Source organism: Azotobacter beijerinckii, assembly GCF_900110885.1.
Classification (GTDB): Bacteria; Pseudomonadota; Gammaproteobacteria; order Pseudomonadales; family Pseudomonadaceae; genus Azotobacter; species Azotobacter beijerinckii.
Genome location: NZ_FOFJ01000045.1, coordinates 14,955 through 29,074 on the forward strand (window position 1 = coordinate 14,955; position 14,120 = coordinate 29,074).

Genomic DNA, 14,120 nt, shown 5'->3' on the forward strand with positions numbered 1-14,120 from the left:
CGGCGGGCGAGCAATCCTGCTATGTTGGCACCCCCGTCCAGCCCTTGTCTGTCGCCATGCCCGAACTGCCCGAAGTCGAAACCACCCGCCGCGGGATCGCGCCGCATCTCGTCGGCCAGCGCGTCGCGCGGGTCGTCGTCCGCGAGCGGCGGTTGCGCCGGCCGATTCCCGAGGATCTCGACGTGCGCCTGTCCGGCCAGCGCATCGAGGCGGTGGAGCGCCGCGCCAAGTATCTGTTGATCCGTGCCGAGACGGGCACCCTGATCGCCCATTTGGGCATGTCCGGCAGCCTGCGCCTGGTCGAGGCCGGGCTGCCGGCGGAAAAGCACGCCCACGTGGACATCGAGCTGGCCTCCGGGCTGGCGCTGCGCTACACCGACCCGCGGCGCTTCGGCGCGCTGCTGTGGAGCGCCGACCCGCTCGGCCACGAACTGCTCGTCGGACTCGGCCCCGAGCCCTTGGGCGAGGCCTTCGACGGCGAGCGCCTGTACCGGCTGTCGCGCGGCAAGCGGGTGGCCGTCAAGCCGTTCATCATGGACAACGCCGTGGTGGTCGGGGTGGGCAACATCTATGCTTCGGAGGCGCTGTTCGCCGCCGGCATCGACCCGCGCCGGGAGGCCGGTTCGGTCTCGCGGGCGCGCTACGACCGGCTGGCGGCCGAGATCCGGCGCATCCTCGCCCAGGCCATCGAATGCGGCGGCACCACCCTGCGCGACTTCGTCGGCGGCGACGGCAAGCCCGGCTACTTCCAGCAGGAGCTGCTGGTCTACGGGCGCGGCGGCGCGTTCTGCACGGTCTGCGGCGCGACCCTGCACGAGGTGCGTCTCGGCCAGCGCGCCAGCGTCTATTGCGGGCGCTGCCAGCGCTGAAGGGGCGTGCTGCCTCGATCTTCGCCGATTGATGGCCGTCACGCCGGCCCGGTCGGGGGCGCTGCTATAGTCGCGGCCCTGCCCAAAACACCGATGAAGGACTGCCGCATGTCTCCGCTTCGTTCGATCGCCCTTGTCCTGGCGCTGACCACTGGCCTTTCGGCTCTGCCGGCGCACGGCGAAGTCGAGCGCTCCAATGTCAGTGGCGACCCCACCTATACCCTCGAGGCGCCGCCGGCCTACGCGATGATCGGCGACCTGATCGTCGCCCGGCCGTTCCTGATCGCCGCCACCCTCGCCGGTACGGCGGCCTTCGTGATCAGCCTGCCGTTCACCGCGCTGGGGGGGAACGTCAAGGAAGCCGGTCAGTCGCTGGTCGTCGCTCCGGGCCGGGAGGCGTTCGTGCGTTGCCTCGGCTGCACCACCAGCGGCTATCGTCAGGACTGATCCGGGGCAGCCGGCGTACCCTGCCGCGCGCCCGCGCTCCGAGGCTTCCCGTCACCCTGCCGGCGGCGTAGGCTTTGTCCCCTGCCCGCGGGCGAGGCACTCTCCGGCAACGGGAAATCCCGGTCCTTGAAGCGCTATTCCAGATTCCTTGTCGCGTTCCTGGTCGGCCTCGGGCTGGCCTATTCCTTCTGGCTCAGCCACGGCTGGTTGCAGCTGTGCGCGGGGCTCGCGCTCTTCCTGTTCGGCATGCAGTGCCTGGAGGAAGGGCTCAAGGAGCTGGCCGGCGGTCGACTGGAGGCGCTGCTCGGGCGCAGCACGGCCACGCCGCTGAAGGGCTTCCTGTTCGGGGTCACCGGCACCTTCCTGCTGCAGTCGAGCACCCTGGTGTCGCTGCTCACCATCGCCTTCGTCAGCAGCGGACTGATTTCCCTGGCCGGCGGCCTGACCGTGGTGTTCGGCGCCAACCTCGGCAGCACCAGCGGCATCTGGCTGCTGGCGCTGGCCGGGCACGCCTTCGACCTCGCCCCGCTGGCCCTGCCGCTGCTGGTGTTCGGCGTGCTGATCGGCTTCAACGGGCCGAAGAGCCGGGCGACCGGGCGCATCCTGTTGGCCGTCGGCTTCCTGTTTCTCGGCATCGAGCAGATCAAGGAGGGCTTTTCCAGTTTCGGCGCCGCCCTGGACATGACCGGCCATCCGGCCGACGGGCTGAGCGGACAGCTGCTCTTCGTACTGCTCGGCGTGGTGCTCACCGTGATCCTGCAGTCCAGCCAGGCGACCCTGATGCTGACCCTGACGGCCCTGGCCGGCGCCCGGCTGGAGCTGGGCCAGGGTCTGGCCATCGCCATCGGTGCCCATGTCGGCGGCAGCGTCAGTACCGCGGTCGCCGGCATCCTCGGCGGCAACCGCGCCGGGCAGCAGCTGGCGCTGGCCCATGCGCTGTTCAACGGGCTCACCTCGCTGGCGACGCTGGCCCTGCTCTCGCCCCTGACCTGGCTGACGCAGTGGCTGGCGGTGCCGCTGGGGCTGGCGGACAACCGGCTGCTCCAGCTGGCGCTGTTCCATTCCCTGTTCAATGCCTTCGGCGTGCTGCTGTTCTGGCCCTGGCAGAGACAGCTGGTCGGCCTGCTGGAGCGCTGGCTGCCGTCGCGCCGCGAGCCGCCGGTGCTGATCACCGCACAGGAACCCGGTGCGGCCGCGGTGTCGCGGACCCGCGCGCGCTATCTCGGCGACAGCCTGCTGGAGTCGGCCGACGCCGCCGCCAGCGCGGTGCTGCAGGAGCTGCAGCACCTCGGCCGCCTGAGCCTGGAGGTGATCTGCCACGCGCTCTATCTGCCGGTGGAGCAACTGGCCGGCGACCGGCCCGACGAGACGCTGCTGCGCGCGCGGCCGGACCACCGCTATCTGGACGCCGAGGCGCTCTACCAGTGGCACATCAAGGGGGTCTACGGCGACCTGCTGAGCTTCATGGGGCGTGTGGACATGTCGCGGGACGAGGCCCGCCAGCAGTTCTGGATCGCCTGCCAGCTGGCCGCGCTGCAGCTGGTGGACGCGGTGAAGGACGCCAAGCACCTGCAGAAGAACCTCGGCCACTACCTGCGCGGCGAGGAGTCGCCGGCCCGCGAGGCCTACGTCGACCTGCGCCGGCATCTGCTGGCGATGCTGCACGAGGTCCGCGAACTGGGCCGCCTGGAGGTGCCGGACGAGGCCTGGCGCGAGCGCCTGCAACTGCTCGACGAGCGGGCGGCGGACTTCGATGCGCAGTTCCGCGTCCGGCTGTTCGCCGCCGCGCGCCGCCGGGAACTGGACGGCCTGCAGACCGGCTCGCTGATGAACGACCTGGGCTACACCAGCCGCATCGTCCAGAGCCTGCGCAACGTGCTGCTGCTCGCCGAGGAGCAGGGCCAGTTCCGCCCGCTGCGCCGGCTGGCGGCCGAGGGCGAGCCGTTGATTCGCTTGAGGTAGCCACCATGCCGCCGGCTTGCAAGCCGGCGGCGCTGGTCTAGGGTGAGTCGATGTCGCATGTGGATGCCGTCTTCGACGGCGAGCCGATTGCGTCGCTCGAACGGCCTATTCCGCGGGAATGGCCGCTCTTTCCGAACATACGGACGAATGCAATGAAAACGCTATGGCTCGTTCGCCACGCCAAGTCGAGTTGGGACGACGCCGCACTGCCCGACCGGGACCGACCCTTGGCGGATCGGGGCTGGCGCGAGGTGGCGAAAATGGGCAAGCGCCTGGCGCAGCGCGGCGTGAAGCCCGATCTGATCCTGTCGAGTCCGGCGACACGCGCCCTGGCGACGGCGGAGGCCATCGCCAAGGCGCTCGATTACGGGCGCAAGTATATCGTGGTGGATGACCGACTCTATGCCTGCCAGGCGGACGACCTGCTCGAGGTCGTTCAGGCGCTGGGCGACCAGCCGAAGTCCGTGCTGCTGGTCGGCCACAACCCGGAGTTGAGCGAATTTGCCCACCTCCTGTCGAGCGAGATCACCCACCTGCCGACCTGCGCCGTCGCCGAGTTCCGCTTCGCTACGAAGTCCTGGGCGGAGGTCGGCAAGATCCCTCCCGAGCGGGTGGTGCTGGATTATCCGAAGAAGAAGGGGAGAGGGGCGCCGTAGGCCGGAGGGAGCCTCGCGAACCCCGACCTACGATCTGGTACCCGCTTCAGCCGTCCTGTTCCACCAGCGCATCGCGCAGCAGCTCGGCCAGGTGGCGGGGCCGTTGGTCGCCGTGGGCGCGCATCTGGTGGCGGCAGGAGAAGCCGTTGGCCACCACCCGCGCTTCGGGTTTTTCCCGCAGAGCGGGTAGCAGCGCCTGTTCGGCCATCCGGGACGACATCTCGGCATGTTCCTTTTCGATGCCGAAGGTGCCGGCCATGCCGCAGCAGCCGGCCTCGATCAGGGTGAATTCGTGGTCGGGGATCAGCTTGAGCACCCGGCGCATGGATTTCATGGCGCCCACCGCCTTCTGGTGGCAGTGGCCGTGGACCAGGGTTTCGCGTTCGGCAAGGGCCTTGAGCGGCAGGTCGAGGCGCTTGGCGGTGGACTCGCGGGCGAGGAATTCCTCGAACAGCAGGGTGTGCTTGGCCACCTGTTCCACCGCCTCGCCGAGCCCCAGCGCCTGGGCGTCGTCGCGCAGGCCGAGCACGCAGGAGGCTTCCAGGCCGACGACGGTGCGCCCGGCCTGCACGTGGGGCAGCAGCGCCTGGATCAGCCGCCGGGCCTCGCTCCGCGCTTCCTCGACCATGCCCTGGGCCAGGTAGGTGCGGCCGCAGCACAGGGCGCGCGCCGGTTCGCCGTCGCTGGCCTCGGGCTCGGCGATCAGTACCCGGTAGCCGCCGGCCTGCAGCACGGCGAGCGCCGCCTCGGCGATGCCCGGCTCGAAGTGGCGGGTGAAGGTGTCGACCAGCAGCACCACCTCGGGCAGGCCCGAGGCGGGTGTGCTATTGGCCGGCGCAGCGGCGAACGGCTGCGGCGCCGGCTCGGGCAGGACGCGCACGGCGGCCAGGCCGAACAGCCGTTCGGACAGCCGCGCCAGCAGCGGACTGGCGTTGCGCCAGCGCACCAGGGGTTTCAGCCAGGGCGCGCGGTGCAGCCAGCGCGGAGTATGGCCGAACAGCCGGCTGCGCCAGCTCAGTCCCTGGCGCGCGGCGCGCTGGGCGAGGTATTCGGCCTTGATCAGCGGCATGTCGACGTTGGCCTCGCACTCGCGCTTGCAGCCCTTGCAGGCCACGCAGAGGTCCATGGCCTCGGCCAGGGCGGGATCGGCCAGCGCCTGTTCGGCCAGGTCGCTGTTCAGCGCCGCCTTGAGCAGGCGGACCCGGCCGCCGGTGGAGAGGTGTTCGTTGCCGCTGACGCGAAAGCTCGGGCACATCACCTGCTTGCCGTCGGCTTCGCACTGGCGGCTGTTGATGCACACCGCCACCGCCTTGGCGAAGTTGTCGCCGTGCTTGGGGATGTCGGCATAGGCGTCCCCCATGCCGGCGTCCTGGTAGGCGGACCAGTCGAGGAAGGTTTTCATCGGGCGAGTTCCTCCCGGAAAATGGCAGGGAACGCGAGGCGAAGGGGCGAGCGGGAGCGGCGAATGGTCATGGTTCGGGCGGCTACGGGCTGAATGCGGATGGATGCCATGCTAAGCAAGTGCCGGGACGGATGCCAGCACGGGCGTACCGCGATGGCCGGACGGGCGTGACTCAACGCCGGGCGGGCAGGTAGTCCGGGCGGCCCAGACCGCGCGGATCGCTGGCCGCCTCGACCTCGCCGCTGCGCTTGTCCCAGCGCAGCACCTGCTGGTTGCCGTAGGGCTCGCGTTCCCTCAACGGGTAGCCGCGGGCCTGCAGCTCGGCGATTTCCGCAGCCGTGAAGGCCTCCGGCTCGTACTCGATGACATCCGGCAGGTACTGGTGATGGTAGCGCGGCACCGCCGGCCAGCGCCGGATCGGCTGGCCGTCGAGGTAGTCCAGCACGGCCAGCAGGACCATGCCGGGGATGCGGCTGCCGCCGGGGGTGCCGAAGGCGGCGAGTTCGCCGGAGCTGTCGAGGAAGGTGGGGCTCATGCTCGACAGCGGCCGCTTGCCGGCGGCGACCGCGTTGGCCGGGCTGGCGGCGAGCTGGTAAGCATTGGCGCTCTGCAGGTCGGCGGCGAAGTCGTCCATCTCGTCGTTGAGCAGCACCCCGGTGCCCGGCACGCTAAAGGCGGCGCCGAACGGCAGGTTGATCGACAGGGTGGCGGCCACCGCGTTGCCCTCGGCATCCAGCACGGCGAAATGGGTGGTGTGCTCGCCTTCGCGCCAGGCCGGCGCCGGCGGCAGGCTGGCGCTGGGAGTGGCCCGCTGCGGGTCGATGCCGGCGGCCAGTTCGCGCAGGTAGGCGGGGGCGAGCAGGCGCTCGACGGGGTTGGCGACGAAGTCCGGATCGCCGAGCAGGCTGCGGTCGCGGAAGGCGCGGCGCAGCGCCTCGACCACGTAATGGGCGCGCTGTACGCGGTCGGCCGCCCGCCAGGGCAGCTGCTCGAGCATGCCGAGGCTCTGCGCCAGGGCGATGCCGCCGGCCGAGGGCGGCGGCGCGCCGATCAGTTCGCGGCTCTCGGCCAGCGCAACGCGCAGCGGCTCGCGCTCGACCACCCGGTAGCGGGCCAGATCCTCCGGGCTCCAGATGCCGCCGGCGGCGCGCACCCCGGCGACCAGCCGCTCGGCGACGGGGCCGGCATAGAAGCCCTCGCGGCCCTGCTCGGCAAGCTGCTGCAGGGTTTCGGCCAGCTCCGGCTGGCGCAGCCGGCGGCCCTCGGCAGGGATCTCGCCGTCGGCGAGGAACAGTCGGGCGCTCTCCGGGTCGTCGCGCAGGGCGCTCAGGCGGAACTGGGCGCGCTGCCGGTAGAGGCGGTCGACGGCGAAACCGTCGCGGGCCTGGCGGATCGCCGGCGCCAGGCTGTCGGCCAGGGGCAGGCGGCCGTGGCGGGCGGCCAGCTCGACCAGCGCCGCCGGCAGGCCGGGAATCGCCGCGGCCAGGGCGCCGTCGCGGGACAGTTCGGGCCGGGCCTTGCCGTCGCGTACGTAGAGTTCGGCGTGAGCGGCGAGGGGCGCGCGTTCGCGGGCATCGAGGAAACGGTAGCGGGCCGGCGCCGCGTCCTGCTCCTCGCGCAGCAGGAAGAAGCCGCCGCCGCCGAGGCCGGAGCCGTAGGGCTCGATCACCGCCAGGCTGGCGGCGATCGCCACGGCGGCATCGAAGGCGTTGCCGCCCCGTTCGAGAATCGATCGGCCGGCGGCGCCGGCTTCGGGGTGCGGGGTGGCGAGGGCGGCGCGGACGGGGGGCTGCGCCTGGGCGGTGGCCGCGAGGGCCAGCAGCGCCAGGCCGGCGAGGAGCCGGCCGAGGCGCCATTCAGGACGCGGGGGCGTTCCCTCGCCGGGCAAGGGTCAAGCCTTGCCGGTGATGATCAGGTACTTCTGCATCAACTCGTCGCGGCTCTCGACGCGGTTTTCGTCCTTCGGGATGCAGTCTACCGGGCAGACCTGCTGGCATTGGGGTTCGTCGTAGTGGCCGACGCATTCGGTGCACAGGTTGGGGTCGATCACGTAGATCTCTTCCCCCTGGGAGATGGCGCCGTTCGGGCACTCGGGTTCGCAGACGTCGCAGTTGATGCAATCGTCGGTGATCTTCAGGGACATGCAGGACTCCTGCCGCGGTCACGGCCGCGGCACTGGGACAACGACAGGGGGCGAATTGTGCCGCATCGGCGCCCGCAGTGCACGCTCCGGGGTGATCGGTCAGGCGCGGAAGCGTTCGCGTAGGGCGACGGCCACCACGGGATGGACGAACTGTTCGATGTTGCCGCCCAGCGCGGCGACTTCCCGGACCAGGGTGGAGGAGATGTAGGAGTGCTTTTCCGACGGGGTGAGGAACAGGCTTTCCACCTCCGGCGCCAGCTGGCGGTTCATGTTGGCGAGCTGGAACTCGTACTCGAAGTCGGACACCGCGCGCAGGCCGCGCAGCAGCACGTTGGCCTTCTGGTCCCGGGCGAATTGCGCGAGCAGGCTGGAAAAGCCCACCACCTCGACGTTGGGCAGGTGGCGGGTGACTTCCCGGGCCAGCTCGACGCGTTGTTCGAGGGGGAACAAGGGATTCTTCTTCGGGCTGGCGGCGACCGCGATGATCACCTGCTCGAACAGCTTGGCGGCGCGCTCGACCAGATCACCGTGTCCCTTGGTGATGGGGTCGAAGGTTCCCGGGTAGATTACGCGGTTCATCACGGCGTCCTTGGCGGGTTCATGGAGGCCCGGATGGTAGCTCAGCCGGCCCTCTGCGGCCAAGCCGGGCCCTTGGTTCAGAGCGGGGCGCCGGCCAGCCAGGCGGGGATGCGCCGCTCCAGGTAGTGGCCGGGACGGTGCGGGGGGCCTTCGACGAAGCCGACGTGGCCGCCCCCGGCCTGCAGTTCGAACTGGATGCTCGCCGACAGCTCGTGCGGCTGCGGCAGGCTGTGGGGGGACACGAAGGGATCGTTGGCGGCCTGGAGGATCAGCGTCGGCACGCGGATAGCGGCGAGAAAATAGCGGCTGGAGGCGCGCCGGTAGTAGTCGCGGGCATCGGCGAAACCGTGCAACGGCGCGGTGATGCGCCCGTCGAACTCCCAGAAGGTGTGCAGGCCCTGCAGCGGGCCGAGGCGTTCCAGTGCGGCGAGATGCTCGGCCTGGCCGAGGCGGGCGAACTGGCGCTGCTTGTCTTCCAGGTAGAGGCGCATGGCGCGCATGAAGTGCGCCTGGTAGACCCGCGAGAAGCCCTGGCCGATGCGGTCGGCGCACTGGTCCAGGCGAAACGGCACCGAAACCGCCACGGCCGCCTGCAGGGCGCAGTCCGCGCCGCTCTCGCCGAGGTGCTTGAGCAGCACGTTGCCGCCCAGGGAGTAGCCGACCGCATGCAGCGCGGCGTGCGGGCGCAGCCTGCGCAGGTGGGCGATGGCGGCGGCGAGGTCGTCGCTGGCGCCGGAGTGGTAGGTCCGCGGCAGCCGGTTGGGCTCGCCCGAGCAGCCGCGCCAGTTCAGCGCCACGCTGGCCCAGCCGCGCTCGGCCAGGGCTTGCTGCAGGCCGAGCACGTAGAGCGAGCGGGAGGAGCCGCTCAGGCCGTGCAGCACCAGCACCAACGGCACCCGCGGATCGTCCGGGCCGTGCCAGTCGAGATCGAGGAAGTCGCCGTCCGCCAGCCACAGGCGCTCGCGTTGGCGTTTCAGCGTCGGCTGCCGGCGGCACAGCGGTCCCCAGAGGGTCTGCAGGTGCGGGCCGGGAAGCCACCAGGCGGGGCAGAAGGGCGCGTCGTTCATCGTCGGAGCCCGCAGGTTCGTCCGTGACATCGCCAAGGGCCGCTTGGCGCTTCAGCCAGTCCTCTGCCACAGCGCGTAATACACCTGGCCGGCCTGCTTTTCCCGGTGCAGGCGCCAGCTGCCCGGCAGGCCGAGGCCGGAGGGCGGGGCTTCGCTTTCAGTGTAGATCCAGGCGTCGCGGGCCAGCCAGCCGCGCTCCTCGAGCAGCCGGCAGGCCGGTGCGATGAGGTCCTGGTGGAACGGCGGGTCGAGGAACACCAGGTCGAAGGCGCTCGGCGACTGGTGTTCCAGGTAGCGCAGGGCATCGCCCTGCAGCAGCTGGCCGTGGCCGCAGCGCAGGCTGTCGAGGTGCCGGCGCAGGCTGGCGACGGCCTCGCCGTTGAGGTCCAGGGCCAGTGCCTGGCCGGCGCCGCGCGACAGGGCTTCCAGGTAGAGCGCGCCGCTGCCGGCGAAGGGATCGAGCACGCGGGCGCCTTCTATGTAGGGCGCCAGCCAGTTGAACAGGGTTTCGCGGACCCGGTCGGGCGTCGGGCGCAGGCCCGGCGCCTCGGGGAAGGCGAAGCGCCGCGAACGCCACTCGCCGCCGATGATGCGCAGCTGACCCTGGCCGCCGTGAGGGCGGGCGGCCGGGCGAGGAGAGTGAGGAGACTGGCGCATTCAGTGCTCCGGCGTGGCGGCCGGACGCTCGACGGGCGTGGTCGGCGGCGGCAGCGGTTTCTGTTCGACGGTCGGACCGGCGCTGACCACGACGAAGCCGTCCGGATCGAGGTGCCTGGCCATGGCCGTCTTCACCTGCTCGACGGTGAGTGCCTGGACTTGCTGCAGGAAGACCTCCAGGTGGTTCAGCGGCAGGTTGTAGAAGCCGATGGCGCCGAGCTGGCCGACGATGTCGGCGTTGCTCGCGGTGGACAGCGGGAAGCTGCCGATCAGCTCGCGCTTGGCGTCCTTCAGCTCCTTCTCGGTCGGCCCTTCGGCGATGAACTGGCGGACCAGCTGCTGCACCAGCTCCAGGGTGCCCTGGCTGTAGTCGGCGCGGGTCTGCAGGTTGATCATGAAGGGGCCGCGGACCTGCATCGGCGTGAAGCCGGAGTAGATCCCGTAAGCCAGTCCGCGCTTCTCGCGCACCTCTTCCATCAGCCGGGCGCCGAAGCCTCCGCCGCCGAGGATCTGGTTGCCCAGGTAGAGCGCCGCGTAGTCCGGATCGTCGCGGGCGATGCCGAGCTGGGCGAGCATCAGGTGGGTCTGCTGGGAGGGGTATTCGATGTGCCGCAGGCCCGGCTTGGGCGGTAGCGGATCGGCCGGCTTGGCCAGCGCCGGCCCTGCCGGCAGCCTGGCGGAGAGGGTCGCGGCGATGGCTTCGGCCTCGCTGCGCGAGAGGTCGCCGACCAGCGCGATGATCGCGTTGGCGGCGCTGTAGGCGCGGGCGTGGAAGGCTTGCAGCTGCTCGCGGCCGATCGGGGCGATCGACGCGGCGTCGCCGTCGCTCGGATGGGCGTAGGGGTGGTCGCCGAACAGCTGGCGATTGAGTTCCAGGCTGGCCAGCTTGCCGGGACTCTGCTTGCGCATCTCGAAGCCGGCCAGCAGCTGGTTCTTGATCCGCGCCAGGGCGTCGACGGGGAACTCCGGCCGGCCGACCACCTCGGCAAACAGCGCGAGCGCCGGCTCGCGCTTGGTCGGGTCGCTCAGGCTGCGCAGGCTGGCGACGGCCATGTCGCGGTAGGCACCGTTGGCGAACTCCGCGCCGAGGCCCTCGAAGCCCTCGGCGATGGCGGTCGCGTCCTTGCCGGCCACCCCTTCGTTGAGCATGGCGTTGGTCAGTAGGGCCAGGCCGGGGCTGGCGCCGTCCTGGCTGCTGCCGGCGGCGAAGGTCAGGCGCAGGTCGAACATCGGCAGCTGGCGGGCCTCGACGAAGAGCACCCGGGCACCTTCGGCGGTGCGCCAGCTCTGGATGTTCAGGGCGCGATGGACCGGCGGCTCGCCGTTCAGGTGGGCCAGGGACTCCAGGCGGGCCGGGGCGGCGGGCGCGGCGCCGGCAGGGACGGGCGGGCGCGGCGGCAGGTTGGCGAGCCAGGTCAGCAGGCCGAGCAGGAGCAGCAGGATCAGGCCGATCAGGCCGTAGCTCAGGCGGGTACGTTCAGTCATGGTGGGCCTCTTCGGGCAGGATGTGCGCGACGGTGAGGCGCGAGCGGGTGAAGTAGTGGCGGGCGGCGGCCTGGATGTCCTGCGGGGTGACCGCCTGCAGGGCGGCCAGTTCGTCGTCGATCAGGTGCCAGGACAGGCCCACGGTTTCCAGCTGGCCGATGGTGGTCGCCTGCTGGGCGATGGAGTCGCGCTCGTAGACCAGGCTGGCGATGACCTGGGCGCGTACGCGCTCCAGCTCCTCGCCGGTCGGCGGGGTTGCCTTGAGTTCGTCGAGTAGGCGCCAGAGGCCGGCTTCGACCTCTTCCAGGCTGCGACCCTTCTGCACGTTGGGCGTGGCGCTGAGGACGAACAGGCTGTCGCCGCGCACGTAGGCGTCGTAGCCGGCGTTGGCGTCGGACACCAGCTCCTCGCCGCGCTCCAGACGGGCCGGGATGCGCGCGCTGTAGCCGCCGTCGAGCAGGCCGGCGATCAGGCGCAGCGCCTGGGCCTCGCGGGGATTCTCGGCGGTCGCCAGGCCGGGCACGTTGAAGCCGAACAAAAGGCTCGGCAGCTGCACCTTGAGGTTCAGCCGGAGGCGCCGTTCGCCCGGTTCGGCCGGCTCCAGCGGGGCCTTGGCGACCGGCAGCGGACGGGCCGGGATGGGGCCGAAATAGTGTTCGGCGAGGCGCTTCACCTCGTCGCCGGTGACGTCGCCGACCACCACCAGGGTGGCGTTGTTCGGCACATACCAGGTCTGGTACCAGGCGCGCAGTTCGTCGACGCTCATCCGGTCGAGGTCGGCCATCCAGCCGATGGTCGGGGTGCGGTAGCCGCTGGCCGGGTAGGCCATGGCCTTGAAGCGCTCGTAGGCCTGGGCGCTGGGGCGGTCTTCGGTGCGCAGGCGGCGTTCTTCCTTGACCACCTCGATCTCGCGCGCGAACTCCGCCGGCGGCAGGCGCAGGCTGGCCAGGCGATCGGCCTCCAGTTCCAGGGCCACCGGCAGGCGGTCGCGCGCCAGTACCTGGTAGTAGGCGGTGTAGTCGTCGCTGGTGAAGGCATTCTCCTCGGCGCCCAGCTCGCGCAGGATCCGCGAGGACTCGCCGGGACCGAGCTTGCGGCTGCCCTTGAACATCATGTGTTCGAGGGCGTGGGACAGGCCGGTCTGGCCGGGCGTTTCGTAGCTGGAGCCGACCTTGTACCAGAGCTGCGAGACCACTACCGGGGCACGGTGGTCCTCGCGGACGATGACCTTGAGGCCGTTGTCCAGGGTGTATTCGTGGGTCGGTTGGGGGGCGGCGGCCAGCGCCGTCAACGGCATGCCGAGCAGCAGGGCGGCGGCATGGCGGGCGATCACGTTCATGGATGTCGAACCTGTGGGGCGGCCCGCGAGCTTAGCCCGGTGGGCGGGGAGGTGCTAGGATAACTATCCGTGTGCGACACGTATACTCGTGTCGGGCTTGGTTGGGGTAGCTCCCGGTGGCGCCTAACTCCTTGATATTCAAGGAGTTGAAGCCTAAATAAGCCTAAAAAAACACCTGGCTTGCCCAGACTAAAAGACCCGCCTGCGGGGAGGCATGTCCCCCGTCTGACGGGAAAAAATGCGTCTCAAAATTTGGTCGGAAACGATCAAAGTTTGATCTAGGCGTCTGAAAAAGAACGATCCGAGCCGCTCGGATTGTTTCAAAATATTTCGAGAGCCCCCGAGGGTGAATTACGCCCTCCGGGGCAAGATTCATCTTCGGAGCGACTCGGCTGTTTTGGCCCTCGCCCCCGTCGTGAGACGCCGGAGGTGTTTTCATCCAAGCACGGAGCGACAGCTCCGGATCGCATTGCTCAGCTCCGCTGGTTCAGGGAGTACCGAGCCTGGCGTGTACCCGCCAGTTCACTAAATCGGCATGCGTCGGGGGCCAACCCCGGGGTGTGAAGCCTGATCGACAATGTCCCTTCTCGTCAGAGAAGCGCAATCCGGTGACGGAGCGCGCGGTATGTCCGAACTGCACGGGCACAGGGGGGCTAGTGACCCAACCCGCATGGCTAACGCACGTGAACCGCTGACTGAACCCTCGTGAAGATAAAGGGGCCTACGGCAATTATCGGCCTCGGCCAAAAACGGCACTGCAGGTGGTCATCGCAGTCACTGGATGCGATGCGGTACCAGACACCTGTCGGGGGAAAGACGGAGCCTAAACGGGGAATCGATGCGTTCCGGGGAACGTGGCAATCCCGACCACCCGCCAACGGCCGGCAACGGCACGGGCAGGCGACCCGCAAGGGGCGCTGAGGGGTGTGGGGAATGGGACGGTGCAAGAAGCGAAGGGCGACCTGTAACGGGTCGTATACCGGTTGAAAAAGTATCGGCAGGGGATAACCCTGGCTGACGTGCACCTGGTCTACAGGCGCAATGAAAACCGCTGATTCCAGCATGAAAACGACCCGAGGGGCGGACTTTACCCCTTGGGGGCAGTCCGCTTCGAGAGTTCGCGACCTTGAGGAGGACTGTATGAAAACGCAGCCAGCAACACCGGCAAAGTCTGCGTCCTTCGACGGGGTGACGGATTGGCACAATCTCGATTGGGCCAAGATCCAGACCTCCGTTCGGAAAACGCAGTTGAAGATTGCGCAGGCAACAGGGGAGGGCGACTGGCGCAGGGTTAAACGCCTGCAACGGATGCTGACCCACTCGCTCCACGGCCGCTGTCTGGCTGTGCGGCGAGTCACGGAGAATCGGGGTCGCAAGACCCCAGGCGTGGATGGAGAGAAATGGGCAACGCCCCGCTTGAAGTTCCAGGCCGTGATGCGTCTGTCAGAAAAGAGAGGGTATCGGCCGCAACCGCTTCGGCGGGTGTGGATACCGAAACCCGGCAAGCAGGAAAA

General features: G+C 69.8%; 13 protein-coding genes. 5 read left to right on the forward strand and 8 right to left on the reverse strand.

Features of this window, described 5'->3' with window-relative positions:
* Positions 1-56: 56 nt before the first annotated feature.
* From mutM to BMY22_RS17340, 4 genes are all read left to right on the forward strand, one after another.
* A complete protein-coding gene (gene mutM, locus BMY22_RS17325) occupies positions 57-869 on the forward strand; it encodes a bifunctional DNA-formamidopyrimidine glycosylase/DNA-(apurinic or apyrimidinic site) lyase (protein WP_090624121.1) in 813 nt (270 codons plus the stop codon).
* A 108-nt stretch (positions 870-977) separates the two neighbouring features.
* On the forward strand, positions 978-1,316 hold the full coding sequence (locus BMY22_RS17330; RefSeq protein WP_090624123.1) for a multidrug transporter: 339 nt from the start codon (positions 978-980) through the stop codon (positions 1,314-1,316).
* Between the two features lie 126 nt (positions 1,317-1,442).
* Entirely contained in the window at positions 1,443-3,278 is a 1,836-nt protein-coding gene (locus tag BMY22_RS17335; RefSeq protein WP_090624124.1) for a Na/Pi cotransporter family protein, read from the forward strand.
* A 152-nt stretch (positions 3,279-3,430) separates the two neighbouring features.
* Positions 3,431-3,934, forward strand: a complete 504-nt coding sequence (locus BMY22_RS17340; RefSeq protein WP_090624126.1) for a SixA phosphatase family protein — start codon at positions 3,431-3,433, stop codon at positions 3,932-3,934.
* A 46-nt stretch (positions 3,935-3,980) separates the two neighbouring features.
* Here BMY22_RS17340 and BMY22_RS17345 read toward each other — a convergent pair whose 3' ends face one another.
* The 8 genes from BMY22_RS17345 to BMY22_RS17380 all read right to left on the reverse strand — a co-directional run bounded on the left by BMY22_RS17345 (position 3,981) and on the right by BMY22_RS17380 (position 12,606).
* A complete protein-coding gene (locus BMY22_RS17345) occupies positions 3,981-5,336 on the reverse strand; it encodes a (Fe-S)-binding protein (protein WP_090624127.1) in 1,356 nt (451 codons plus the stop codon).
* 172 nt (positions 5,337-5,508) lie between these two features.
* Positions 5,509-7,224 (reverse strand): gamma-glutamyltransferase, encoded by a 1,716-nt coding sequence (gene ggt, locus BMY22_RS17350; protein WP_090624129.1) that lies wholly within the window; start codon positions 7,222-7,224, stop codon positions 5,509-5,511.
* A 3-nt stretch (positions 7,225-7,227) separates the two neighbouring features.
* Complete coding sequence (locus BMY22_RS17355) at positions 7,228-7,479, reverse strand: YfhL family 4Fe-4S dicluster ferredoxin (protein ID WP_090624130.1); 252 nt, start codon at positions 7,477-7,479, stop codon at positions 7,228-7,230.
* Between the two features lie 99 nt (positions 7,480-7,578).
* Positions 7,579-8,058 carry a pantetheine-phosphate adenylyltransferase gene (gene coaD, locus BMY22_RS17360; protein ID WP_090624131.1) on the reverse strand — a complete coding sequence of 160 codons (480 nt, stop codon included), beginning with the start codon at positions 8,056-8,058 and terminating at the stop codon, positions 7,579-7,581.
* A gap of 77 nt (positions 8,059-8,135) precedes the next feature.
* A complete protein-coding gene (locus BMY22_RS17365) occupies positions 8,136-9,125 on the reverse strand; it encodes a hydrolase (protein WP_090624132.1) in 990 nt (329 codons plus the stop codon).
* A gap of 51 nt (positions 9,126-9,176) precedes the next feature.
* Positions 9,177-9,782 (reverse strand): 16S rRNA (guanine(966)-N(2))-methyltransferase RsmD, encoded by a 606-nt coding sequence (gene rsmD / locus BMY22_RS17370; RefSeq protein WP_090624133.1) that lies wholly within the window; start codon positions 9,780-9,782, stop codon positions 9,177-9,179.
* Positions 9,783-11,267 (reverse strand): M16 family metallopeptidase, encoded by a 1,485-nt coding sequence (locus tag BMY22_RS17375; RefSeq protein ID WP_090624135.1) that lies wholly within the window; start codon positions 11,265-11,267, stop codon positions 9,783-9,785.
* The gene (locus BMY22_RS17380) at positions 11,260-12,606 is read right to left on the reverse strand and encodes a M16 family metallopeptidase (protein ID WP_090624136.1); all 1,347 of its coding nucleotides are present in this window, start codon (positions 12,604-12,606) and stop codon (positions 11,260-11,262) included. The genes BMY22_RS17375 and BMY22_RS17380 overlap by 8 nt, the downstream gene beginning before the upstream one ends.
* Before the next feature lie 1,140 nt (positions 12,607-13,746).
* On the opposite strand from BMY22_RS17380, the gene BMY22_RS17385 reads away from it, so the two are divergent.
* A partial coding sequence (locus tag BMY22_RS17385; protein ID WP_208599325.1) for a reverse transcriptase N-terminal domain-containing protein occupies positions 13,747-14,120 on the forward strand: 374 nt, incomplete at its 3' end.

Excerpts from the sequence above, each read along its gene's own strand:
- BMY22_RS17345 (WP_090624127.1), bottom strand. The coding sequence starts at position 5,336 with ATGAAAACCTTCCTCGACTGGTCCGCCTACCAGGACGCCGGCATGGGG.
- BMY22_RS17355 (WP_090624130.1), bottom strand. The coding sequence starts at position 7,479 with ATGTCCCTGAAGATCACCGACGATTGCATCAACTGCGACGTCTGCGAA.
- coaD (WP_090624131.1), bottom strand. The coding sequence starts at position 8,058 with ATGAACCGCGTAATCTACCCGGGAACCTTCGACCCCATCACCAAGGGA.
- rsmD (WP_090624133.1), bottom strand. The coding sequence starts at position 9,782 with ATGCGCCAGTCTCCTCACTCTCCTCGCCCGGCCGCCCGCCCTCACGGC.
- BMY22_RS17340 (WP_090624126.1), top strand. The coding sequence starts at position 3,431 with ATGAAAACGCTATGGCTCGTTCGCCACGCCAAGTCGAGTTGGGACGAC.
- BMY22_RS17380 (WP_090624136.1), bottom strand. The coding sequence starts at position 12,606 with ATGAACGTGATCGCCCGCCATGCCGCCGCCCTGCTGCTCGGCATGCCG.
- mutM (WP_090624121.1), top strand. The coding sequence starts at position 57 with ATGCCCGAACTGCCCGAAGTCGAAACCACCCGCCGCGGGATCGCGCCG.
- BMY22_RS17365 (WP_090624132.1), bottom strand. The coding sequence starts at position 9,125 with ATGAACGACGCGCCCTTCTGCCCCGCCTGGTGGCTTCCCGGCCCGCAC.
- BMY22_RS17330 (WP_090624123.1), top strand. The coding sequence starts at position 978 with ATGTCTCCGCTTCGTTCGATCGCCCTTGTCCTGGCGCTGACCACTGGC.
- BMY22_RS17375 (WP_090624135.1), bottom strand. The coding sequence starts at position 11,267 with ATGACTGAACGTACCCGCCTGAGCTACGGCCTGATCGGCCTGATCCTG.